Here is a 22274-nt window from a genome sequence, read left to right as displayed (position 1 = left end):
CCGCCGCCCGTGCACAGCGGCACGACGGCCGCAGACAGAGAGGACCGGACATGGGGCACACCCATGAGTACGCGACCGCGGTGATGCGGCGCGGCAGGGTCGCGATGGAGCCCGCCGACTTCGTACCCGACTGGGTGGACCGGCCCAGGAAGGAGAAGTACTACCCGGGCGCCGAGCGCTTCCCGCTGCCCGACGGGGACTTCCCCGACGACGCGGGCGTCGGCCGGGGGCTCGCCGGGCCGCACGGCGACGCGCCGTTCACGCTTCCGCTGCTGGGCGGCATGTTGCGCGACTCGTACGGGCTGGTCGGCCGCCGCCTGGCCGTCCAGGCCAACACCGACCTGGGCACGCTGCCGATGTACACGCAGGCCAACTGGTCGCGCGGCACGGCCTCCGGCGGCGGCCTGTACCCGGTGGGCGTGCACTGGGTCAGCGGCGCCTCCGGCCCGATGACCCCCGGTGTGTACCACTACGCGCCCTCGCACCACGCCGTGCAGCGGCTGCTGACGGGCGACGTGTCGGCGGAGGTCCGAGCCGCGGTCGGGGACGCCCGGCTGCACCGGGACACCGACCAGTTCCTCGTCCTCGGCGTGAAGTTCTGGCAGAACTCCTTCAAGTACAACAGCTTCAGCTACCACGTGGTGACCATGGACACCGGGGCGCTGCTGCAGACCTGGCGGACGTGGGCGCAGGCCCGCGGGCTGCGGATCGACCCGGTGCTGTGGTTCGACGAACCGCGCCTGGGCCGCCTGCTGGGGGCGGAGGCGGACGAGGAGGGCGTGTTCGCGGTCGTGCCGCTGCGCTGGGCCGGGACCGTCCGCTCCGCGTCGGGCGGGGCGGCCACCTCGGGGGTCCGGCGTACCGAGCAGGAGCGGTCGCGCCGCGTGCTGGCCTTCGAGACCGTGCGGCAGGTGCACAGCGCCACGCTCGACGGCGCGTCGGCCCGTCCTGCGCCGGACGCGCTGGAGGACGCGGCGGCCCCCGCCGTGCCGCCCGGCGGACCGCGGCAGCCGCTGCCGCCCGCCGCGCCCCTGGAGCTGAGCGTGCGGCGCGCGCTGCGGGAACGGCGCAGCAGCTTCGGCCGGTTCACCGGCATCCGGCCGCTGTCGGCCGAGCACCTGGCCGCCGCGCTGGGGGCGGCGGAGGCGGGCGCGGCGCTGGCCACCGACGTCACCCCGGCAGGCAGCCCGCGGCTGGCGTCGCTGTACGTCTTCGTCAACCACGTCGAGGGCGTCGCGCAGGGCGTGTACGCCTACGACAGCGGGGCGGGCGAACTGCGGCTGCTGAAGAAGGGCTCGCCGGGCGCCTTCCTGCAGGCCCACTACTTCCTCAACAACTACAACCTGGAGCAGGCCGCCGCCGTGATCGTGCCGGCCGTCCGCACCCACGCCGTCCTCGACGCCGCCGGGGACCGGGGCTACCGGCTCGTCAGCGCGGCGGTCGGCGCCGCCGCGCAGGCCGTCTACACCGCGGCCGCGGCCGCAGGGACCGCGTGCGGCGTGGCGCTGGGCTTCGACAGCGTCGCCTTCGCCGAGGAACTCGGGCTCGCCGGCACCGGGGAACTCCCGCTGCTGCTGATGCTCGTCGGGCACGAGCGGCCGCGCCCCGCCGACTTCCGCTACGAGCTCGTGCCGTCCCCGGAGGACGGCGGCACGGGCGGCGGCGGGGCGGACCGGGACGTGCGGGAGGGCGAGGCCCGGTGAGCACCTCACTCGAACGGCCCGTCACCGGTCGGGCGACCGCGCTGTCCCCGCGCTTCATGCTGAGGCTGGCCGGACTGCCCGTCGAGGCCGCGCAGCGGCTGCGCAGCGCGGACGCCCGCCGGTGGGCGGACGACGTCCTGGACGAGGAGGGCCGGCTCGCCCAGGCCGGCGCCCGGCTGAGCGACCCGCTGGCCGCGCTGGTGGCGGACAACGCCGACGACGCGATGCGCCGCGAGGTGCTGCGGCTGCGCCGCGCCGTCTTCAACAACCGCCTGCCGCAGGACGTGCCGGGCGCCCTCGCGCTCGCCGCCCGGCTGGACGGAGCGACCGGCGCGGAGTTGCTGTCCTGGCTGCGCGACCGGCAGGCGTGGGAGGAGCGGCGCGCCCGCGGCCGGGCGGTGCTGGAGGCCGCGTTGGGCGAGGGACGCGCGGCGCTGCGCGAACTCGCCGCCGGGGAGCAGCTGCGGACGGGCCTGCTGCTGGCCTCGCCCACCCTGGACGGTCAGCTCGACGCCTACATCCGGGGCGACGCGGCGGCGGCCGGCAAGCGGGGCCGGAAGATCGAGCGGTCGCTGCTGGCGTACCTGTACCGCACCGCCTGCAAGACCAGCCCGTTCAGCACCTTCACGGGCGTCGCCGTCGGCGAGTTCCGCGCGGACGGCGCACCCGACGGGGGCCTCCACGTCGCCGAACGCTGGAGCGGGCACGCCCGGCTGAACGTGGTGGTGCTGCGGCGGCTCGCCGACGCGATCGCCGCCGACCCCGAGCGCCGCGGCGACCTGCTGGTCTCCCTGGCGTCGGGCTGGGAACTGGACGACGAGCGGGTGCGTTTCGTGCGGCGCTCGGTGACCGCGGGCGACGACTCCGCCGCCGTCAGCTTCGACGCGGCCCGCGACCGGCTGTTCTTCCTGCGCCGCAGCGGCGCCCTGGAGGGGCTGCTCGCCCTGCTGCGCGAGCGGCCGCGGCTGCGCCACCGGGACCTGGTGGCCTGGCTGTGCCGGGAACGCGGCGCCACCACGGAGGAGGCCGGACGCTATCTGTCGGCGCTGCTGCAGCTCGGCATGGTGCAGCTCAACTCCCTGCACCCGGACGTCCACAGCCCCGACCCGCTGCGGGACTTCCAGGCGGCGCTGCGCGAGGTCGGCCGGCCGTGGGCCGCGGCGCTCGCCGCGCGGCTGGAGGGGACGGCCGCCGGTGTCGCCGCCTACCCGGCCGCGCCGCTCGGCCGGCGGCGCGAGCTGCTCGGTGGGCTGCGGCGGGAACTGCCCGCCGTCGTGGAGTCGCTGGGCGCCTCGGGGACGACGCTGCCGCAGACCCTGCTGTACGAGGACGCGCGCGCCGCGGACGGTCCGGTCACCGCCGACCTGCGCCGGTGGACGGAGCTGGCCGAGGGGCCGCTCCGCTCGCTGGCCCGTGTGCTGCCGGCCTTCGACGTCTCCCTGGCGCAGCGGCTGACCTTCAAGGGCTTCTTCCTGGCCCGGTACGGCCGGGGCGGGCGCTGCGACGACCTGCTGAGGCTCGTCCACGACTTCCACGAGGACCTGTTCGAGCAGTACCTGCTCTTCACGTCCCAGCGCCCTCCGCACGACGGCCGGGAGGGCCACCAGCCGGAGGAGAACTGGCTGGGCCTGCCCCAGATCACCGCGCTGGACCGGGCCCGGGCCGCCTTCGTGGCGGGGATGCGGGAGGCGTGGCGGGACCTCGGCGCGAACCCGGACACGGCCCCGGGCGCCGCCGAACTGCACGTCGGCGACGGCCTCGTCGACGCGGTCGCCTCCGAACTCGCCCCGATCCCAGCCGGTTTCGCCCCGCAGAGCCACTTCCTGCAGCTCGCCGACCGGGCGGAGGACCCCCTGGTCGTCCTCAACGGCTCCTACGGCGGCCTGTGCTTCCCCTTCACGCGCTTCACCCACTGCTTCGACACCGCCGCGGACTCCCCCGGTCTGTCGGAGCGCCTGCTCGCCACCCTGCGCGCCGCCCAGCCGCGGGGCGCGGTCTTCGCCGAGATCACCGCGGGCTCGGCGACCACCAACCTCAACCTGCACGGCCGGCTGACGGACTACCAGATCCTCTGCCCCGGGGAGACCGGGTCGGCGCCGCCGGAGGCCCGCATCCACCTCGACGACCTCTTCGTCGAGCACGACACGGGCGAGGACCGGCTGGTCGTGCGCTCGCGAAGGCTCGGCAAGGAGGTGATCCCGCTCTACCTGGGCTACCTGGTGCCGATGGTGCTCCCCGAGATCCCGCGCACCTTGCTGCTGCTCTCCCCGACCTCCAAGACGGCGCTCGACGTGTGGACCGGCGTCCCCGAGGCGCCCGCCGTCGACGGGGTGACGACCCGGCCGAGGGTCCGGCACGGCTCCGTGGTGCTCGGCCGCCGCCGCTGGACGGCCGACGCGACGGCGCTGCCGCGGCGTGCTGCCGGGGAGGACGACGCCGACTGGTTCCTGCGCTGGCGGCGCTGGCGGCGCCGGCACGGCGTGCCCGCCCGGGCCTTCGCGACGGTGCTGCCGGGTGCCGGGGCGCCGGCGGGCTGGGCGGGCGGTTCCAAGCCGCACTACGTCGACTTCGACGCCCCGTTGTCCCTGCTGGCCCTGGAGGGCCTGGTGAAGGACCCGGCGGGGCGTGTCGTCCTGGAGGAGATGCTGCCGGCCGAGGACGACCTGCACGTCACCTCCGGCCGCGGGCGGCACGTCGCGGAGCTCGCCGTGGAGCTGTTCCCCACCGGCCCGGCAGATCCCGTACCCGACGAGGAAGGACATGGTGAGCGGGAATGACCTCACCCGCCCTGACCGGCACCGGCGGTCCCGGGGGCGCCGGCGCGCCCGGTGACTGGCAGGCCCTGCACGTCTTCTACGCGGCGAGCCCGCGGCCGCTGCTCCTGGACTGCGTCAGGCCGCTGGTCGACGAACTGACCGGCGACGGGCTGCTCTCCGGCTGGTTCTTCATCAACTACTGGCTGCAGGGCCCGCACGTCCGGCTGCGCCTGAGGGCCTCCTCCGCCGCCGCCGAGGCGGAGGTCCGGGACCGCGCGCTGACCGCGGTGCAGCGCTTCCTCACCACGCGCCCGGCGCTGTACGAGGTCAAGGCCGGTTTCCTGGCCGACCTGTACAACACCCTGTTCGAGCTGGAGTACCCGCAGGAGCAGCGTGGGAAGCTGCTCGGCCCGGACGGCCGGATGCTGCTGCGGGACAACAACTCGGTCAGCCTCGAACCGTACGAGCCGGAGTACGGCAAGTACGGCGGCCCGGCCGGCGTCGCGCTCGCGGAGTGGCACTTCCAGCGCTCCAGCGACCTGGTGATCGAGGCGCTGCGCACGATGAACCTGCACGTCCGCACGGTGCTCCTGGGGACGGCGGCACAGCTGATGATGGTGATGTCCGCGTCCTTCCTGGACGACGACGAGGAACTGGCGCACTTCCTGGAGCGTTACCACGCCTTCTGGGACGGTGCCTTCTCCGAGACCGAGTTCACCGCCCGCAAGGGCTACGACCGGGCCTACGCGGAGATGGGCGCGGAGCTCGGGCGTCGCTTCGCGTCGGTCAGGGCCGCGATCGCGCGCGGCGCCGAGGAGGAACTGCCGGCGTTCCTGCGGGGCTGGGCGGTGCACTGCCGCGAGCTGGCGGGGCGGGTGCGCGGGCTGGCGGCCGACGGGCGGCTGGTGTTCCGGCGCTGGAGCGGGAGCGAGGAGTTCGGCGTCGCCGACGAGCGACACGCGCTGGCGATGCTGATGTCGCCGTACATGCACATGACCAACAACCGGCTCTCGGTGACCATCCGGGACGAGGCGTTCCTCGCCTACGTGCTCGCCCGCACCCTGCGCGAGGGCGGGGACCCCGCCGGGGCACCGGGAGGGACCGGATGAGAACCCCCGGCATGCTGGAGGCGCGGCCGCGCCGGCGCCCCGACCTGCTCGTCGGCCCCGCGGTGCTGCGCGGGGCCGCGGAACTGCGCCCGGTCAGGGAGCCGGCCGGCGGCCGCCGTTACGAGCTGCGGGCCAAGGAGTTCTTCGTCCTGGACCACCTGGACGGGGAACGGACGCTCGCCGAGGTCGGCGACGCGTACGCCCGGCGCTTCGGCGCGCGTCTCGGCGAGTCCCAGTGGCGGCAGTTGCTCGGCCTGCTGTACGGACGCGGTCTGCTGGCCGGCGCGGAGACCCCCGCCCCGGTGGGGCCGCCGGGGGCGGCCGGGCCGGAACCCGGGGGCGCCCTGGCCGGCCGGTCCACGGTGCTGAGCGGGCACGTCCGCATGGTCGCCGACGCCGCTGCGCTGATCGAGCGCCTGCACCGGCGCACCGCCTTCGCCCGGACACCGTTCTTCCTGGGCACGGTGGTTCTGCTGGTGTGCGCGATGATGATCCATCTGGCCGCGGAGTTCGGCACACTGGTCCACGACATGAACCAACTGGCCCGCACCCCTGCGCTGTTGATGGCCGTGGGCGTCGGGCTCTGGGTCAGCATGGCCCTCCACGAGCTGGCCCACGGCCTGGTGGGCCGCGCCTTCGGCGGCACCGTCACGGAGATCGGGCTGCGCTGGCGGCTGCCGGTGACCTACATGTACTGCCTGGTGCAGGACGTCCCGTTCTTCGCGCGGCGCCGCCACCAGATGGCGACGGCGGTCGCCGGCCCGGCCATGAACCTCGCCCTCCTCCTGCCGCTGTGGCCGCTGTGGGTGTGGGCGCCGCCCGGGGCACCGCACTCGGCCCTCGGCGGCGCACTGCTGACGGGAATGGTCTTCGCGCTGGCCAACCTCCTTCCGCTGCCCCCGCTGGACGGCTACAAGCTGCTCGGGTACGGCCTGGGCGTGGAGCGGCTCGCCGCGGGCAGCCGCGACTACCTGCGCGCCGCCGTCGCGGGCCGGTGGGGCCGCGGCCCCGGCACCGCCGGCTACCCGCCGCGGGCGCGTGCCGTCTACACCGCGTACGGGCTGCTGGCCGGTGCCCTGACCACGGGGGCCGCCGCGCTGCTCCTGCTCCTGGCCGGACGGGCGCTGGCCGACCGCTACGGCGCCGTGGGCGGCTGGGCCCCGGCGCTGCTCCTCCTGGCCGCCGTCGTGCTGTGGCGGCTGGGCCTGGCCGCGCGCGCCAGGCGCCTCCAGCACCCACCGCCGGACGGGGACGAGGTCGCGCGGGAGTCCGCGCGGCCACCCGGTACCGCGCCCGCCGTCACCGCGCACCTGCCGCGGGAGACGGCCGGCGACGACCATCACCCAGCAAGGGAACCAAGGGAACAAGTGATGACGCCAGTGGAACCGGCCGCCGAGGCCGTGGTGATCGACGACGTGCGCAAGAGCTACGGCGACCTGAAGGCCGTGGACGGGGTGTCGCTCACCGTGCGCCGCGGGGAGTTCTTCGGCATCCTCGGGCCGAACGGCGCCGGGAAGACCACGCTCATCGAGATGGTCGAGGGACTGCGGCGCGCCGACGGCGGCAGCGTGTCGGTGCTCGGTTCGTCCCCGTGGCCGCGCAACACCGACCTGCTGCGGCGGCTCGGCGTCCAGACCCAGGCCTCCGCGTTCTTCACCCGGCTCTCCGCGCTGGAGCACCTGCGGACCGTCGCCACCCTCTACGGCCTCGGCCCCGAGGCCGCCGACCGCGCGCTTTCGGAGGTGGGACTGGGCGAGCAGGGCGGCACACGCGTCGACGACCTGTCGGGCGGTCAGCGCCAGCGCCTGGCGATCGCCACCGCGCTGGTCCACGAGCCCGAGCTGATCATGCTCGACGAGCCCACGGCCGCCCTCGACCCGGAGGCCCGGCGGTCGCTGTGGAGCCTGCTGCGCGGCCTGAAGGGCCAGGGACGCACCATCGTGCACACCACGCACCACCTGGACGAGGCCGAGGCCCTCTGCGACCGGGTGGCGATCATGGCGCACGGCCGGGTCATCGCCCTGGACACGCCCGCCAACCTGGTGCGTTCCCTCAAGGCGCCGACCCGTGTGCTGGTGCCCGCCGACCGCATCACCGTCGAACGCGCCCTGGCCATCGACGGCGTGGACCACGCGGAGGTGGACAACGGCGAGGTCGTCATGGAGACCCGTGTCGCCGGCCAGGTGATCGTCGCCGTCAACGAGATCGCGGGGGCCGACGCGGTGCAGACCCGCACCGCCACCCTGGAGGACGCCTACCTCGCCCTGACCGGATCGGAGCACTGACCGTGAGCGCGTACACCGCACTGACCCGGGCCAACTACCGTGCCGCGGTCAGGGACAAGACGACCGTCTTCTTCACCTTCGCCTTCCCGCTGCTCTTCCTGATCGTCTTCGGCCTGATCTTCCAGGGGCAGACCGTCAAGGACGACGGCCCCCCGTACATCAACTACATCGCCCCCGGCGTGCTGTCCTGGGGCGTCGGCAACGCCGCCATGTTCGGGGTGGCCTTCACCCTGATGCACTGGCGCCGTGACGACATCCTGCGGCTCATCTGGCGCACGCCCGCCTCGCTGACGTCCGTGCTCGCCTCCCGCTACGCCATAGCCGTCGCGGTGGGGCTGGTGCAGGCCGCGCTGTTCATCGGCGTGGCCCTGCTGCCGGGCTTCGGGCTGCGGCTCGCGTCCGGGTGGCCGCTGGTGATCCCCGTGCTGGTGCTCGGCATCACCACGTTCATGGCGCTGGGCCTGGTCGTGGGCAGCCTCGCCGACACGCCGGAGGCGGTCGCGGCGATCGCCAACTGCATCATGGTGCCGATGGCGTTCCTGTCCGGGTCGTTCTTCCCGGCCGACCTGATGCCGCCCTGGGTGCGCGACCTGTCCCTGGCGCTGCCGCTGCGCTACTTCAACGACGGCGTCCTCGGCGTGCTGTCCGAGACCCACCACGGGAGCGCGGCCGACTACGCGCTCTCCTGCGCCGGACTCGTCGGCTTCGCGGTGCTGTTCGCGCTGCTCGCCGCGAAGACCTTCCGCTGGAGCAACCGCGGATGACCACCGACCTCGCCCCCACGACGGCGCCCCCCGCGGCGCTGATGGACACCGCGGCCCGCGCGCTGCGCGAGGCCCTGGCCGAACGGCATCCCGCGGCACCGCCAACGGTGGTGCCACTCGGCACCGCCGACACCCTCGCCCCCGGACGCGACCCCCACCGCGCCGGGCGCCCGGCCGCCAGGATCCACCTCACCTGGGACGCGGTGCTCGTCGGCCCCTGGGCCGGCACCGACCCCGCCGAGCGGGCGTGCGGCCAGTGCCTGGCCATGCGCTGGCAGCGGCTGCGCACCCGTTCGGAGCGCGAGGCCTGGGAGACCGGCACGCGGACGCTGGCGGCGGGCGAGTGGCCCGCCCTGCCCGGCTACGTCGTCGACGCCGTCTCCTCCCTCTACGAACGCGCCCTGGCCGCGGGCCCGTCCGGGCCGCTGCCCCGCGTCACCCGGCTGGACCTGGCGACCCTCCAGGTCAGCTCGGTGCCCCTGCTGGGCGAGCCCCTGTGCCCGCACTGCGCCCCGGAGGGCCGGGACGGCGGGGAGGCCGCGGAGGCGGTGACGGCGCCGCCGCCCCGGCCCAAACCGTCCCCGGAGGCCTACCGGCTGCGCTCCCCGCGCTCGTACGGGCTGCCCGCCGACGCGCTGGCCAACCCGGTGTGCGGGGTCCTCGGCGCCACCACCTGGACGGACGTCAAGTCGCCCACCACCGCCCCGGTCGCCGGGAGCGTCTTCATGCGCGGCTACGCGGGCCTGACCGACGTCACGTGGAGCGGCCAGGCCAACTCCTTCCGGGCCAGCCGTGACCTGGCCTTCCTGGAGGGCCTGGAGCGGTACGCGGGCACCCACCGGCGGCGCCTCGGGCCGCTGCTGACGGAGGCGTACGACGTGCTCGGCGACCGGGCGCTCGACCCGCGCGAGTGCGGGCTGTACGCGCCGCAGACGTACCGCGACGACCCGATGCTGAGCCCGTTCGCGCCGGACCGCCCCATCCCGTGGGTGCGGGGCTGGTCGCTGCGCGACGAACGGCCGGTCCTCGTCCCGGCCCGGCTCGTCCACTACAGCGCGGGCGTGGCGGCGGACAACTTCGTCTTCGAGTGCTCCAACGGCTGCGCCATCGGCAGCTGCTGGGCGGAGGCGGTGCTGTTCGGCCTGCTGGAGCTGATCGAGCGGGACTCCTTCCTGCTCGGCTGGTACGGCAACGCGACGCTCACGGAGATCGACCTGGCCTCCTGCACCCGCGGGGCCACCCGGGCCATGGTCGACCGGGCCGCCCTGCAGGGCTACGACGTGCACGTCTTCGACAACCGGGTGGACCTGCCGGTGCCGGTCGCAACCGGGCTCGCGGTGCGCCGCGACGGCGGCCCGGGCACCCTGGCCTTCGCCGCGGGCGCGGCCTTCGACCCGGAGACCGCCGTGGAGTCGGCGGTGTCCGAGATCCTCACCTACATCCCCCACCTGCCGGGCCAGGTCGGCGAGCGTCCGGAGGAACTGGCCGCCATGGCAAGGGACTTCGGGCTCGTGCGGCGGTTGCCCGACCACGCCGCGCTCTTCGGGCTGCCCGAGATGGCCGAGCACGCCGCCTCCTACCTGCGGCCGGCCGCCGTACGCCCGCTGGGCGAGCTGTACGCGGACTGGGAGCGGCGGTTGCCGCGCACCGGGGACCTCCTCGACGACGTCCGGCTGTGCCGGGACGTCCTGACCGGGGCCGGCTTCGACGTGATCGCCGTCGACCAGACGACACCGGAGCAGGAGCGCCTGGGTCTGCGGACCGTGGCCACCCTGGTGCCCGGGCTGCTGCCGATCGACTTCGGCTGGACGCGGCAGCGCGCCCTGCACATGCCCCGGCTGCGCACGGCGTTCCGGCGGGCCGGGCTGCGGAGCACGGATCTCGGGGAGGACGAACTGCGGCGCGTGCCGCACCCGTTCCCCTGAGCCGCGGGCCGCTCGCCGTGTCCCGTCCCGGCCGGGGCGGGACACGGCGAAGCCCCCCGCGCGGCGGCGCGAGCCGCGGCGCGGGGGGCGGCGACCCGGATCCGGAGGATCAGGCGGTGCAGCTGGTGGTGCTGGTGGTGCTGGAGCAGGTGCTGGTGCTCGAGCAGCTGGTGGACGAGCCCAGCATGACCTCGCTCGCGTCCGAGTAGTCGGTGATCTCGAAGGTCTCGGACTCCAGCTCGAGGATCTCCTGGGCGAGCGACTCCAGCGAGTTCTGCGGCATCGTGTCTCCTCCTGAGGGAACGGGCCGGTCGGCCCATGGGCGAACGCGACGACAAGGGCGCGGCTCCGGGCGCCGGTTGCGGACAACCGCACACCCGTGCGCCGTACCCGGGTTCCTTTCTAAGGGGTGCCGCTGGCAGATCCGTACGCGTCCCGCTGTCACCCCGCTGTCAGCCCCCGGCGAGCCGCCGCCGGCCCCGGCACCCCATCGACAGGAGGCAGTTGTGAGCCCTTCCGCGAACGGCGCGGAGAACGGCCCGGAGAACGGCCCGGAGAACGGCCCGGAGGACGGCGCGTACGGCCCGGTCCTCGACGGGCTGCGGGCCGTGCTGCGGCCCACCGTCGCCGACTACCTCGACCTGCACCGGCATCCCGAGCTCTCCGGCGCCGAGGAGCGCACCGCCGCGCGGCACGCCGAACGCCTGCGGGGCGCGGGGCTCGACGTCACCACCGGCGTCGGCGGCCACGGCGTGGTCGGCGTACTCCGCAACGGCCCCGGCCCGGTGGTGATGCTGCGTGCCGAACTCGACGCGCTGCCGGTACGGGAGGCCACCGGCCTGCCCTACGCCAGCGAGGCCGTCGCCCTCGACGCCGAGGGCCGCCCGGTACCCGTCATGCACGCGTGCGGGCACGATCTGCACCTGGCGTGCCTCGGCGGCACGGCGGCGCTGCTGGCGGCCGCCACCGGCCACTGGTCGGGCACCCTGGTGACGGTCGGCCAGCCGGCCGAGGAGACCCTCGGCGGGGCCCGCGCCATGCTGGAGGACGGCCTCTACGAACGCTTCCCGGCCCCCGGCGTCGTCCTGGCCCAGCACACCGCCCCGCTGCCGGCCGGGATGGTCGCCCACGCGCACGGTCCGGTGCTGGCGGGCAGCCGGCTGCTGGAGGTCGTCGTGCACGGCTCGGGCGGTCACGCGGCAAGCCCCCACCTGGCGGTGGACCCCGTGGTGGCCGCGGCCGCGATCGTGCTGCGGCTGCAGACCGTGGTGTCGCGGGAGACGAGCCCGGCCGAGCAGGTGGTGCTGACGGTCGGTTCGCTGCACGCCGGCACGCGGGGCAACGTCGTGCCCGCGACGGCGACGCTGGAGGTCTCGGTGCGCGCGTTCGGCGAGGAGGCGCTGGAACGGGTGACCGCGGCCGTGCACCGCATCGTGACCGCCGAGTGCGCCGCCTCCGGCTGCCCGCGCGAACCCTCCGTCCGGGTCCTCGCGCGGTCGCATCCGACGCTCGCGGACCCCGGTACGGCCGCCACCGTGCGGCGGGCGCACGAGCGGGCCCTCGGCGCGGGGCGGGTGGCGGTCTGGCCCGCGTCCACGGCCACCGAGGACTTCCCGCTGTACGGCCCGGCGGGGGCGGCGCTGCACGGCGTGGGCGACGTACGCACCGCCTACTGGATGCTGGGGTGCGTCGGCCCGGAGCAGTGGGCGCGGACCCCGGGTGCGGGCGCCGCGGCCAAGATGGCCGCCCTGCCGCCGAACCACTCCCCCGCGTTCCGTCCCGACCCCCGGCTCGCCGTCCCGGCGGGCGTCACCGCGCTGACGGCGGCCGCCCTGGCCCAGCTGGCGGGGACGGCCCAGGTGACGGACCAAGGGCCCCCCACCGGGGCGGAATTGGCCGCTCCACCCGCTCCGGCGTCACGTCAGGCGCCGTGAGCGGCTGTGTGCTCTGCGCAACGATCTCGTCAAAAGATCTTGACTTGGCGGCGCGCCGGGCCGTGAATAGGACGGCGCGCTGCCCGTCCCCGGGAGGAACAGCCGTCTCCGGGGAATGAGGAAGGTGCGATGCCACAACGGGGTGGAGGTACGGATTGAAGACACAACGGAAGGTACGCAGAACTGGAGTGCTCGACGTCGGGTGCCACAGCGCCCTGCTGACGATCGTGGAACGGCGGGAGGACTCGCCGCTGGAGCCGGTGCTGGCGCGCAAGGTGCGGCTGCGGCTGCACGAGACGCTCGACGCGGCGGGGCGGCTCGACCGGTCGGGGGTGCGCAGCGTCCAGCACGCGGTGGCCCGGACCCTGGCGGCGGACGGTGGGCGTTCGCTGCCCTCGGTGTACGCGTTCGCCACCTCCGTCATCCGGGACGCGCCGAACCGTGACGAGGTCATCGCCCAGGTCGCCCGGACCACCGGCACACGGCTGCGGGTGCTCTCGGGCGAGGAGGAGGCCCGGCTCGCCTACGTGGCCGCCCGCCGCTGGGCCGGGGAGGACGGACTGCCGTTGCTGGTGCTGGACATCGGCGGCGGCACGGTGGAGATCGCGGACGGCACCGGGCAGCAGCCGCGCGCGGTCCACTCCTTCCCCCTCGGGGCCCGCGCCGTCAACCGGCGGTGGGACCTGGTGGAGGCCGTCAGCTCGAAGCGGCGGCTGCACGAGGTCCGGGACCGTCTACGCGCGTCGGTCGGCGAGCTGGGCGACACCCTGCCGCGGGCACCGCGGGACGGCCGGGTGCTGGCCTCCTCCAAGACGTTCACCCAGCTGGCGCGGCTCGCGGCCGCCCGCGGCGTGTCGGACGAAGGACCGGACCGCCTGTCGCTGCGGCAGGTCCGGGAGATCGTGCCGGTGCTCGCGGCCATGGGCCCGGCCGGGCGCGCCAAGCTCCCGGGCATCTCACGGCACCGCGCCGGTCAGTCGCTGGCGGGGGCGCTGGTGGCCGAGACGCTGATGGAGATGTGCGGGGTGGACAGCGTGGAGATCTGCCCGTGGTCCACCCGCGAGGGGCTGCTCCTGGAGCGCCTGGAGTCGCCGGCCCCGGCCGGCAGCCGCCGCGCCGTCTGAAGGGCCCGGCGGGCCAGGGGCTCCCGCGTCAGCTGTCGCCGGTCCGCGGGGGCCCGCCGGTCCCGGCGCCGGCGGCCGCCGTGACGTCCCAGTCCAGGCGCAGGACCGCCAGGTCGTCGGTGTGGCGTTCCTCGTTGAGGTCGCGGACCTGCCGGATCAGCGCGTCGAGGTGGGCGTCGGGCCCCGTCACGGTGGTGCGGGCGAGCAGACCCAGCAGCCCCTCCGAGCCGAGCCGCTCACCGCCGGGGCCCGCGTGGCCCTCGATGAGGCCGTCGGTGTAGAGGGTCAGGGTGCCGCGCTCCGGCAGGTCCAGCACGGTGGCGGGCCACTGGTCCAGGCCGGGGGCGATGCCGAGGGCGACGCCGTGCACCGCCTCCGCCGGCCGCGTCACGCCGCCGGTGGTCAGCAGGGGCTCGTGGTGGCCGGCGAGGTGCACCGTGGCCCGGGACGCGGCGAGGTCCAGCGTGAGCAGCGTGCACGTGGTGAACAGGTCGGGGTGCGAGCGTTCCGCGACGAGCATCCGCTCCAGCAGGCGCAGGAGTTCCGGGCCGCGGTGGCCGCCCAGGGTCAGCGCGCGCCAGGCGATGCGCAGGCAGACGCCCAGTGCCGCGGCGTCCGGGCCGTGGCCGCTGACGTCGCCGATCACGGCGTGGACGCGCCCGTCGTCGGTCTGCACCACGTCCAGGAAGTCGCCGCCCAGCAGGGCGCTCTCCCGTCCCGGGAGGTAGCGGCTGGTGGCGGTGACGGCGGGGGTGGTGAGCAGCGGCTGCGGCAGCAGTCCCCGTTCGAGGCGGGCGTTCTCCTGCGCCCGCAGCCGGCCGGCCTGCAGGTCGGCCCCGGCCCGTTCGACCTGCTTGCGCTGCACGGCGTAGCGAACGGCGCGCTGCAGGAGTTCCGGCTCGACCTTGCCCTTGACGAGGTAGTCCTGGGCGCCGGTGGCGAGGGCCCCGGAACCGGCCTGCCCCTCCGCGAGGCCGGTCAGCACGATGACCGCGGTACCGGGGTCGGCGCGCTGGATCTCGGCGACGGCACCGAGGCCCGCGGCGTCGGGCAGGTGCAGGTCGAGCAGTACGCAGTCGGCCGCCCGCTGGGACAGCTCGAAGCAGGCGTCGGCGAGGGTCTTGTGCCAGACGAGGGTGTACCGCAGTGCGGTGTCGGCGAGCAGTTCCGTCACCAGCAGGGCGTCCCCGGCGTCGTCCTCGACGAGCAGGATCCTGTGGTGGGTGACGGGTGCGAGCGGGGTGGGGGGTGTCGTCACGGTCGGGGCTCCCCCGCGCCCCCGTCGGTATCCGCCGTGGCGGTCCCGGGCACGGTCTCGGGCAAGGTCTCGGACTCGGGCCTGGGATCGGGCTGCTGCTGTGCGGGGAGGGTGAAGGCGATGCGGGTGCCGGGGCCGTACTCCGGGTCGATGGCGATGGTGCCGCCGTGGAACTCGACGATCTTCTTGCACATGGCCAGCCCGATACCGTTGCCGGGATAGGCGTCCTTGGTGTGCAGCCGCTGGAAGATCACGAAGACCTTCTCGGCGAATTCGGGGTCGATGCCGATGCCGTTGTCCGTGACGGAGAACCGCCACAGGTCGCCGTCGCGCCGGGCCGCGACGTGGATCCGCGGCGCCCGTTCGGGGTGGCGGAACTTCACCGCGTTGGAGATCAGGTTCTGCCAGAGCATGCCCAGCTGCGTGGTGTCGCCGACGACGGTCGGCAGCGGGTCGCGGGTGATCCCGGCGCCGGACTCCTCCAGGGCGACGCTCAGCGCATCCTCCGTGGCCTCGGCGATCCGCTCGAGGTCCACGGTGCTCTGCTGGTTGTGGACCCGGCCCACCCGGGAGAAGGCCAGCAGGTCGTTGATGAGGGTCTGCATGCGGTTGGCGCCGTCGACGGCGAACGCGATGTACTGGTCGGCGCGCTCGTCCAGCTGGTCCCCGTAGCGACGCTGCAGGAGCTGGGTGAAGCTCGACACCTTCCGCAGCGGTTCCTGGAGGTCGTGCGAGGCGACGTAGGCGAACTGCTCCAGCTCGGCGTTGGAGCGCTTCAGCTCGGCGGACTGCTCGTCGAGCATCCGCCGGGCCCGCTCGGCGAAGGAGAGCTCTTCCGCGAGCCTGCCCCGCATGGCCTCCACGTCGCCGCCCAGGCGCCGCAGGTCCGCCGGGCCGGTCGCGGTGATGGGGTGGTCGAAGCGGCCCCGCGTCACGTGCCGGACCTCGTTGCCGAGCCGTTCCAGGGGCCCGTTGATGCCGCGGCGCAGTCCCTCGAAGACGAGGACGGCCAGCAGCACGATGACCGCGGCGATGGCGGTGAACACCCCGTTGCGCAGCCGCACGGCGGCGTCGAGCTGGGTACCGGCGGTGACGCGGGCCTGCCGCAGGTGCTCCTGCTGGCCGCTCAGGGCACCGCGGACCCGGTCGAAGGCGGCCCTGCCCTCGTCGGCCCGCTCGGTGGCGAGCGGAACCGGCTGCCCCGGCGTGGCGGAGACGGCGGCGACGGGCCGCGCGATCAGTCCCTGCCAGGCCTCGGCGGCGTCCACCACGCCGTCGAGGTCGGCGCGCGCCCGCGGGTCGTCCTCGACGAGGGGACGCAGCCGCTCGAGGGCGGTCCGCTCGTCGGTCAGGCCCCGGGTGTACGGATCGAGGAACTGCCGTTGCCCGCTCAGCCCGTAGCCGCGGACGCCGGTCTCCTGGTTCACCAGCGCGGCCTCCAGCCGGATGGCGTTGACCAGCGCCGGGGAGCGCTGGTCCACCAGCTGGTCGGTCAGCGCGGTGCTGCGGTCCAGCGCCCATATCCCGAGCGCGCCCAGCGCGGCCAGCACCGCGAGGGCGACGCTGACGCCGACGCGGAGCCACCGGCGGGTCGTCCAGGCCGACAGCCGGCCCGGGCCGCGGGCGTCGTCGGGGACGTGCGCCGCCGCCTCCGGTCCGCCGCCGGCCGCCTGCACGATCGTCTCGCCCGTTGCCACGCCGCACACCCTCCGCTTCCCTCTCCGCCGTTCGGACGCCCGAAGGCGGAACCCACTGTAACGGCCACCCGACAACACTTGTTGTCGCGCGATGTGGCAGGTCCTAAGGTGGGGGCCATGCCTGGCACCCACTTCGCTCCGCGCCTGTCGGAGGAGGAACTCGCCGCACTGGCGATCGGCGCGGTCGACGACCTCGCCGGGCGCCTGGCCCGCCGTGCCCTCCGCCCGCTCACCGTCCCCGGGACCACCGCGGACGACGGTACCGAAGCACGCGGTGAGGCCCTGGCGTACCTGCACATGCTCAACCTCCTCCAGCAGGCGATCGCACACCTGGAGGACCTCGCGGCCGAGCAGGCGGCCGCCGCAGGTGCCGGATACCCCCAGATCGGCCGCGCCTGCAACATCAGCCGCCAGGGCGCCCGCCGCCGTTGGCCCGGCCTGGTGACCAGCGACACCCCCCACCGTCCTTCGCGGCGCACCGACCGGACCCGGAGCCAATGATGATGATCGCCCCCGCCCGCCCCCACGACGTGCTGCTGGTCGAGGACGACCCCGCGGACGCCATGCTCATCGGCGACGCCCTCGCGGAGCGCGGCGCCCGCAACCTCACCCAGGTCGAGGACGGCCTCGCGGCGCTGGAGTACCTGCGCGACCCGGCCAACCGGCTGCCCGACCTGATCGTCCTCGACCTCAACATGCCGCGGATGAACGGTCACGAGCTGCTGGCCATCCTCAAGAGCGACGAGGAACTGCGCGCGATCCCCGTGGTCGTGCTCACCACCTCGGCCGCGCCCGACGACGTGACCGGCGCCTACCGGCAGCACGCCAACGCGTACGTGACCAAGCCCGTCAACCTGGACGACTTCGAGCGGGCCGTGCACAGCATCGACGCCTTCTACCTGGACACCGTCACCAAACTGCCCCGCCGGTGAAGCCGGCCGGGAGCCGATGAGTCACCGGCGGAAAACGGGGTAGACGGACGGCTGGCCGCGCCTGAGCGCGGCCGGCCGGGAAGCAGTACGAAAGGCACCACCATGGAACCGAGGCTGGACGGCCGCCCCGCCCACTTGGCCGACTGGCCGTGCATCCACGCCGGATTCGCGCACGAGGGCGACTCGGAGGCGATCTCCGCGGCGCGCAGGTTCGCCGCCGACTTCCTCGCCCGCGTCCAGGGTGAGCACGGCGTCCCGGTACCGGTCGAGACGGTCGAGACCGCCCAGCTCGTCGTCAGCGAGCTGGTCACCAACACCTGCAAGTACGCACCCGGCCCCGGCCTGCTCGACCTCGAGGTGGACGTCGACACGGCGACCCTGCTGGTGTCCGTGTGGGACACCAGCAGCACCCTCCCGCTGGCCCGCGCCGCCGAGCCGGGACGGATCGGCCAGCACGGCCTGGAGATCATCCTCGCGCTGTGCGAGGGCTACGACGTGCAGCGCCAGCCGGTGGGCAAGCGGATCACCGTCCGCGTCTCCCTGGAGCCCCGCGTCCGCTGAGGCACGCGGCTCCACGGCCGTGGCGGCGATCGGGTGAACCCCCCGGCCCGCCCGGTTCGCCGGCGGGCGCGCATGGAAGGTGCCTCACGCGCCGGACCGCCTTTCCGGCGCCCCGCCCGGCCACCGGAACAGGACCGTCCAGGAGCAGCACCATGACCAGGATCGCCGTCATCCTCGGCAGCACACGCCCCCGGCGCCTCGGCGAGGCCGTCGCGCAATGGGTGTACGAACACGCCGCGCTGCGCGGCGACGCCGAGTACGAACTGGTCGACATCGACGACTACGACCTCCCGCTGCTCGACGAGCCGGTGCCGCCGTCGATGGGGCAGTACAGCCGTCCGCACACCTTCGCGTGGGCGGAGAAGATCGGCTCCTTCGACGGCTACGTCTTCGTGACGGCCGAGTACAACCACTCGATCCCCGGAGCGCTCAAGAACGCCATCGACTACCTCTTCGCCGAGTGGAACAACAAGGCGGCGGGCTTCGTCGCCTACGGCAGTGTCGGCGGGACCCGCGCGGTGGAGCACCTGCGGCTGGTGATGGCCGAGCTGCGGGTGGCCACCGTCCGCGCGCAGGTGGCGCTCTCCCTCTTCCGCGACTTCGCCGACATGAGCCGCTTCGAACCCGGCCCGCGCCGGGCGGGTGAGCTGGAGGTCGTCCTCGACGAGGTCCTGGCCTGGAGCGACGCGCTGGCGCCGCTGCGCCGTACACCGTCCTGATCTTGCCCCCGCCCGGGGTTCCCTCCCGCCGCGGCGCCCTCGTAGGGTCCTGCCGTGGACGGACGACAGGGGGGCGGTACGCCGGAGTGCGAGCGGTGCGGTGGGACGGTGGCCCCGGACGGTCACTGCTGGGACTGCGGCGCCGCCCAGAGCGGGTTCAGGTCACGGGTGGAGGCCGTCGCGGGAGGCGCGGCCGGCGTCACCGACCGGGGGAAGCGGCGTGAGGTGAACGCCGACGCGATGGCCGTGACCACGGCCGGGGCCTGGACGATCGGCGTGGTGTGCGACGGGGTGTCCATGGCCCCGCGCTCCGAGCGGGCGGCACGGCTCGCGGCGGAGGTCGCCTCGGGGGCGCTGGCGTCGGCCTTGCTCGCGGGCACCGTGCCCGAGGTCGCGCTGGAGGACGCGACCCGGCGCGCGGGACGCGCCGTCGCCGCACTCGCCGTCACCCCGGACGAGGCACCGGCCTGCACCTTCGTCGCGGGCGTCACCGGTCCCGGCGGGCTGTGGTGCGCGTGGATCGGTGACAGCCGGGCGTACTGGCTGCCGGACGAGGGACTGGCCCTCGCGCTGACCGACGACGACACGGGCGAGCTGGAGGCCCTGACCGGCTGGCTCGGCGCCGGGAACGGCGACCCCGTACCAAGGGTGCGCAGCGGCCGCCCGGCCGTCCCCGGCCACTTGCTGCTGTGCACCGACGGGCTGTGGCGGTACCTCCCCGGCGCGGAGGAACTGCGCGCCCGGCTGACCGCGACGCCCGCCTCCGGGGCCGGCGCGACGCCGCTGGACGGCGCCCGTTCCCTGGTCGGTCACGCGCTCGACGCCGGCGGCCACGACAACGTGACGGCGCTGCTGCTGCCCGTTCCCGCCGACGTACGGCCACGGGCGGGGTCGGCGGGAGAGGTGTAAGCAAGAGGTATGCGTCTTGCAGCACCACGCGCACGCACGTACTGGTCCGTGGAGCGGAATCCCGCCCTGATAGCGGTCCCGGTGCTGCTGATCGTGGCGATCGTCATCAGCGACCTGGTGATCCCCACGGAGGGCCACCTGGGTCCGCTCCTGGTCGTGGCACCGGCGTTGACCGCGTCGTTCGGCGGGCTCCGGCTCACCGCCCTGATCGGCGGGCTGGCGGTGGCGTCGCTCACCGTGGTGTCGGTGGCCGACGGCACCATCACCACCTCGTACCGCCAGAGCGAGATCATCGCGCTGGTCCTCGTCTCCGCCTTCACCGTGCTCTTCGTCAGGCTGCGCGAACGGCACCAGGCCGAGCTGCAGCAGGTGCGCTCGGTGGCGGAGGCCGCGCAGCAGGTCGTCCTGCAGCCCCTGCCGGAGCGCATCGGCCCGCTGCGGATCGCCTTCGACTACCAGGCCGCCGAGGACCAGGCCCGGATCGGCGGCGACCTGTACGCGGCGGTGCGCACGCCCGGCGGCACCCGGCTGCTCATCGGGGACGTCCGCGGCAAGGGCCTGCCGGCGATCGGCGACGCCTCCCTGCTGCTCGGGGCGTTCCGCAGCGTCGCCTACCGCGCCCCGCCACTGCCGGCGATGTACGCGCACCTGGAGGCGACGGTGTCCTGGAAGGCCGCGCAAGGCGGCGGCGACGGGCTGCAGGAGGACGCGGCGGTCGAGTCGTTCATCACCGCGATCCTGGTCGACTTCCCCGACGACCGTCCCGAGGTCCGCATCCTCAACTGCGGCCACCCGCCGCCGCTGCGGCTGGCCGCCGACGGTCTCGCCGCGCTCGACCCGACCCAGCCGGCGCCGCCCATCGGCCTGGGCCTGCTGCAGCCCTCGCACCCCGGCGTGGACACCTTCGCCTTCGGCCCCGGCGACGTCCTGCTGCTGTACACCGATGGCGTGACGGAGGCGCGTGACCCGTCGGGGCGCTTCTACCCCCTCGCCGAGCGCGTGGCGTCCTGGCGGGGCCGTCGGACCCCCGAGGACCTGGTGCGGCACGTACGCGAGGACCTCCTCGCCTACAGCGGCGGACGGCTCGGGGACGACGCCGCGCTGATCACCGTGTGCCGGGAACCGGCGGGCATCGGGCTGTCGCACGGACCGCCGGCGGTCGACGGGCCGTCGGCCCTGTCCGGGGGGCCCGACCCCGGTCCCTCCACGCGGGTGCCGCCCTTCGGCTCCGAACGGGAATGACCTCTCCCCGCGTCCCGTCGTCCCCGCCCGTGTTCCGCGGCCGGAGCGCTGATCTACGCTGGGCCCGCCCACGCCAGCGGCGGCCCCGCGGCATCACGCCCAGGGGCCCGCCCCACCGGAAGGACGGTCCATGAACGAGCAGCGCCCGATCGACTGGGACGAGGCCACGTGGCTCAACGCCCCGCAGCACGCCGAGGCGGACGGATCGGGGTTGCTGGTCACCACCCGGGACCGCAGCGACTTCTGGCGCACCACCGGCTACGGCTTCGTCCGCGACGACGGCCACGCCCTGCTCGCCGCCTTCCCGGCGGACTCGTCGGTGGAGGTGACCTTCCGCGCGGACTTCGACACGCTGTACGACCAGGCCGGGCTGATGATCCGGGTCGACGCGGAGACGTGGATCAAGGCCGGGATCGAGATGTCCGACGGTGTGCCGCACCTCGGCGCGGTCGTCACCCGCGGGGTCTCCGACTGGTCGCTGGCACCGGTGCCGGACTGGGCCGGGCGCTCCGTCACCGTACGCGCCAGCCGTTCCGGGGACGCGGTGACGATCCGCGCGCGCCGCGACGACGGCCCCTGGCGGCTGGTGCGGCTCGCGCCGCTCGACCCGGACGCCGCCGCCGGCGCGGGACCGTTCTGCTGCTCCCCCGAACGTGCCGGTATGCGGGTTGCCTTCACCGGATTCACGCGGGGCGCGGCCGACTCGGCGCTGCACGAGGAGCCGGCGCAGGCCGGCACCGGGGGCCACTGAGATCCGGTGAGGACACGATGGGCTTCGTTGGCGAGACCTGGCGGGTGCTGAGCGACGGCGAGCCCGTCGGTGACATCACGGTCGAGGAGGCCGACTTCCCGTGGCTGTCGGGGCGGTTCACACCCGCCCCGGCGTTCGCCCGGGTGGGGCCGCTGTTCGCCCGCGAACTGCACCTGATGCAGACCGCGATGACCGCGCCGGCCGACGAGGACGAGCCCTGGGCCGCGTGGGAGGCGGCGTACGCCGAGGTGCGGAGCGCGGTCACGCTCTCCTCGCCCTCGGGGCCCGTGGCCGAGTTCCTGCTGCACATCGAGGACGACCAGGCCTGGTTCCGGTGGAGTGACGAGCCCTTCGACGACGACTCGCCGAGCGACTGAGCCGGTACGGCCTCCCCGGGCCGTCGGCCTCCCGCCCGCTGAACGCTGAGCCTGGTAGTGGCACTACCAGGCTCGCTCCTTGACGTCACGACCTGGCGGTCGCAGCGTGGGGGCTGTGGACAAATAGTGGCAAAGGCAACATTTCGAACATCACCACTTGACCGCGGGACGTCACAGTCCGCGGGCGGGGGTGGGGCGCCGGCCGGAACGTGCGGCGCAGTGGCCTTT

At 74.7% G+C, this 22274-nt stretch carries 19 protein-coding genes; 16 read left to right on the top strand and 3 right to left on the bottom strand.

Annotated features, from left to right (window positions below):
• The first annotated feature begins 50 nt into the window (after positions 1-50).
• The 6 genes from ABZ479_RS18765 (at position 51) to ABZ479_RS18740 (ending at position 10542) form a co-directional block, all read left to right on the top strand.
• Positions 51-1703, top strand: coding sequence for a SagB family peptide dehydrogenase (locus tag ABZ479_RS18765; RefSeq protein ID WP_500462601.1), 1653 nt, complete (start codon positions 51-53; stop codon positions 1701-1703).
• 56 nt (positions 1704-1759) lie between these two features.
• Positions 1760-4480, top strand: a complete 2721-nt coding sequence (locus ABZ479_RS18760; RefSeq protein ID WP_500462624.1) for a lantibiotic dehydratase — start codon at positions 1760-1762, stop codon at positions 4478-4480.
• Positions 4477-5568 carry a lantibiotic dehydratase C-terminal domain-containing protein gene (locus ABZ479_RS18755; protein WP_500462600.1) on the top strand — a complete coding sequence of 364 codons (1092 nt, stop codon included), beginning with the start codon at positions 4477-4479 and terminating at the stop codon, positions 5566-5568. The genes ABZ479_RS18760 and ABZ479_RS18755 overlap by 4 nt, the downstream gene beginning before the upstream one ends.
• A gap of 1370 nt (positions 5569-6938) precedes the next feature.
• Positions 6939-7853 (top strand): ABC transporter ATP-binding protein, encoded by a 915-nt coding sequence (locus tag ABZ479_RS18750; RefSeq protein WP_500462623.1) that lies wholly within the window; start codon positions 6939-6941, stop codon positions 7851-7853.
• A gap of 2 nt (positions 7854-7855) precedes the next feature.
• Positions 7856-8617, top strand: a complete 762-nt coding sequence (locus ABZ479_RS18745) for an ABC transporter permease (protein WP_499608493.1) — start codon at positions 7856-7858, stop codon at positions 8615-8617.
• Positions 8614-10542, top strand: a complete 1929-nt coding sequence (locus tag ABZ479_RS18740; RefSeq protein ID WP_500462599.1) for a TOMM precursor leader peptide-binding protein — start codon at positions 8614-8616, stop codon at positions 10540-10542. The genes ABZ479_RS18745 and ABZ479_RS18740 overlap by 4 nt, the downstream gene beginning before the upstream one ends.
• Before the next feature lie 109 nt (positions 10543-10651).
• On the opposite strand, the gene ABZ479_RS18735 is transcribed toward ABZ479_RS18740, so the two are convergent.
• Positions 10652-10825, bottom strand: a complete 174-nt coding sequence (locus ABZ479_RS18735) for a thiazolylpeptide-type bacteriocin (RefSeq protein WP_089228050.1) — start codon at positions 10823-10825, stop codon at positions 10652-10654.
• A gap of 316 nt (positions 10826-11141) precedes the next feature.
• Here ABZ479_RS18735 and ABZ479_RS18730 point away from each other — a divergent pair, with 316 nt between their 5' ends.
• Positions 11142-12476 carry an amidohydrolase gene (locus ABZ479_RS18730; protein ID WP_500462622.1) on the top strand — a complete coding sequence of 445 codons (1335 nt, stop codon included), beginning with the start codon at positions 11142-11144 and terminating at the stop codon, positions 12474-12476.
• A 188-nt stretch (positions 12477-12664) separates the two neighbouring features.
• Positions 12665-13600, top strand: coding sequence for a Ppx/GppA phosphatase family protein (locus ABZ479_RS18725; protein WP_500462598.1), 936 nt, complete (start codon positions 12665-12667; stop codon positions 13598-13600).
• A 28-nt stretch (positions 13601-13628) separates the two neighbouring features.
• On the opposite strand, the gene ABZ479_RS18720 is transcribed toward ABZ479_RS18725, so the two are convergent.
• Both ABZ479_RS18720 and ABZ479_RS18715 read right to left on the bottom strand, forming a co-directional pair.
• On the bottom strand, positions 13629-14858 hold the full coding sequence (locus tag ABZ479_RS18720) for a PP2C family protein-serine/threonine phosphatase (protein ID WP_500462597.1): 1230 nt from the start codon (positions 14856-14858) through the stop codon (positions 13629-13631).
• On the bottom strand, positions 14855-16555 hold the full coding sequence (locus ABZ479_RS18715; protein ID WP_500462596.1) for a sensor histidine kinase: 1701 nt from the start codon (positions 16553-16555) through the stop codon (positions 14855-14857). The genes ABZ479_RS18720 and ABZ479_RS18715 overlap by 4 nt, the downstream gene beginning before the upstream one ends.
• Before the next feature lie 117 nt (positions 16556-16672).
• Between ABZ479_RS18715 and ABZ479_RS18710 the strand changes: the two genes are divergently transcribed.
• From ABZ479_RS18710 to ABZ479_RS18675, 8 genes are all read left to right on the top strand, one after another.
• Positions 16673-17056, top strand: a complete 384-nt coding sequence (locus tag ABZ479_RS18710; protein WP_500462595.1) for a hypothetical protein — start codon at positions 16673-16675, stop codon at positions 17054-17056.
• Positions 17056-17487: a response regulator gene (locus ABZ479_RS18705; protein ID WP_500462594.1), complete on the top strand. Its 432-nt coding sequence runs from the start codon at positions 17056-17058 to the stop codon at positions 17485-17487. Before ABZ479_RS18710 ends, ABZ479_RS18705 begins: the two co-directional genes overlap by 1 nt.
• 102 nt (positions 17488-17589) lie before the next feature.
• The gene (locus tag ABZ479_RS18700) at positions 17590-18048 is read left to right on the top strand and encodes an ATP-binding protein (protein WP_499608479.1); all 459 of its coding nucleotides are present in this window, start codon (positions 17590-17592) and stop codon (positions 18046-18048) included.
• 152 nt (positions 18049-18200) lie between these two features.
• Positions 18201-18767 carry an NADPH-dependent FMN reductase gene (locus ABZ479_RS18695; RefSeq protein ID WP_499608476.1) on the top strand — a complete coding sequence of 189 codons (567 nt, stop codon included), beginning with the start codon at positions 18201-18203 and terminating at the stop codon, positions 18765-18767.
• A 54-nt stretch (positions 18768-18821) separates the two neighbouring features.
• Positions 18822-19676 carry a PP2C family protein-serine/threonine phosphatase gene (locus ABZ479_RS18690; protein ID WP_500462593.1) on the top strand — a complete coding sequence of 285 codons (855 nt, stop codon included), beginning with the start codon at positions 18822-18824 and terminating at the stop codon, positions 19674-19676.
• A gap of 9 nt (positions 19677-19685) precedes the next feature.
• Positions 19686-20918, top strand: a complete 1233-nt coding sequence (locus tag ABZ479_RS18685; RefSeq protein WP_500462592.1) for a PP2C family protein-serine/threonine phosphatase — start codon at positions 19686-19688, stop codon at positions 20916-20918.
• Positions 20919-21048: 130 nt separating this feature from the next.
• Positions 21049-21669, top strand: a complete 621-nt coding sequence (locus ABZ479_RS18680) for a DUF1349 domain-containing protein (RefSeq protein ID WP_500462591.1) — start codon at positions 21049-21051, stop codon at positions 21667-21669.
• A 17-nt stretch (positions 21670-21686) separates the two neighbouring features.
• Entirely contained in the window at positions 21687-22046 is a 360-nt protein-coding gene (locus ABZ479_RS18675) for a hypothetical protein (RefSeq protein ID WP_500462590.1), read from the top strand.
• Positions 22047-22274 lie beyond the last annotated feature (228 nt).

The sequence above is a fragment of the Streptomyces sp. NPDC005722 genome, from assembly GCF_040630935.1.
In the GTDB taxonomy this organism is placed as follows: Bacteria; Actinomycetota; Actinomycetes; order Streptomycetales; family Streptomycetaceae; genus Actinacidiphila.
Note: the sequence above shows the minus strand (reverse complement) of the source record. Positions and strands in the feature narration are given on the sequence as shown.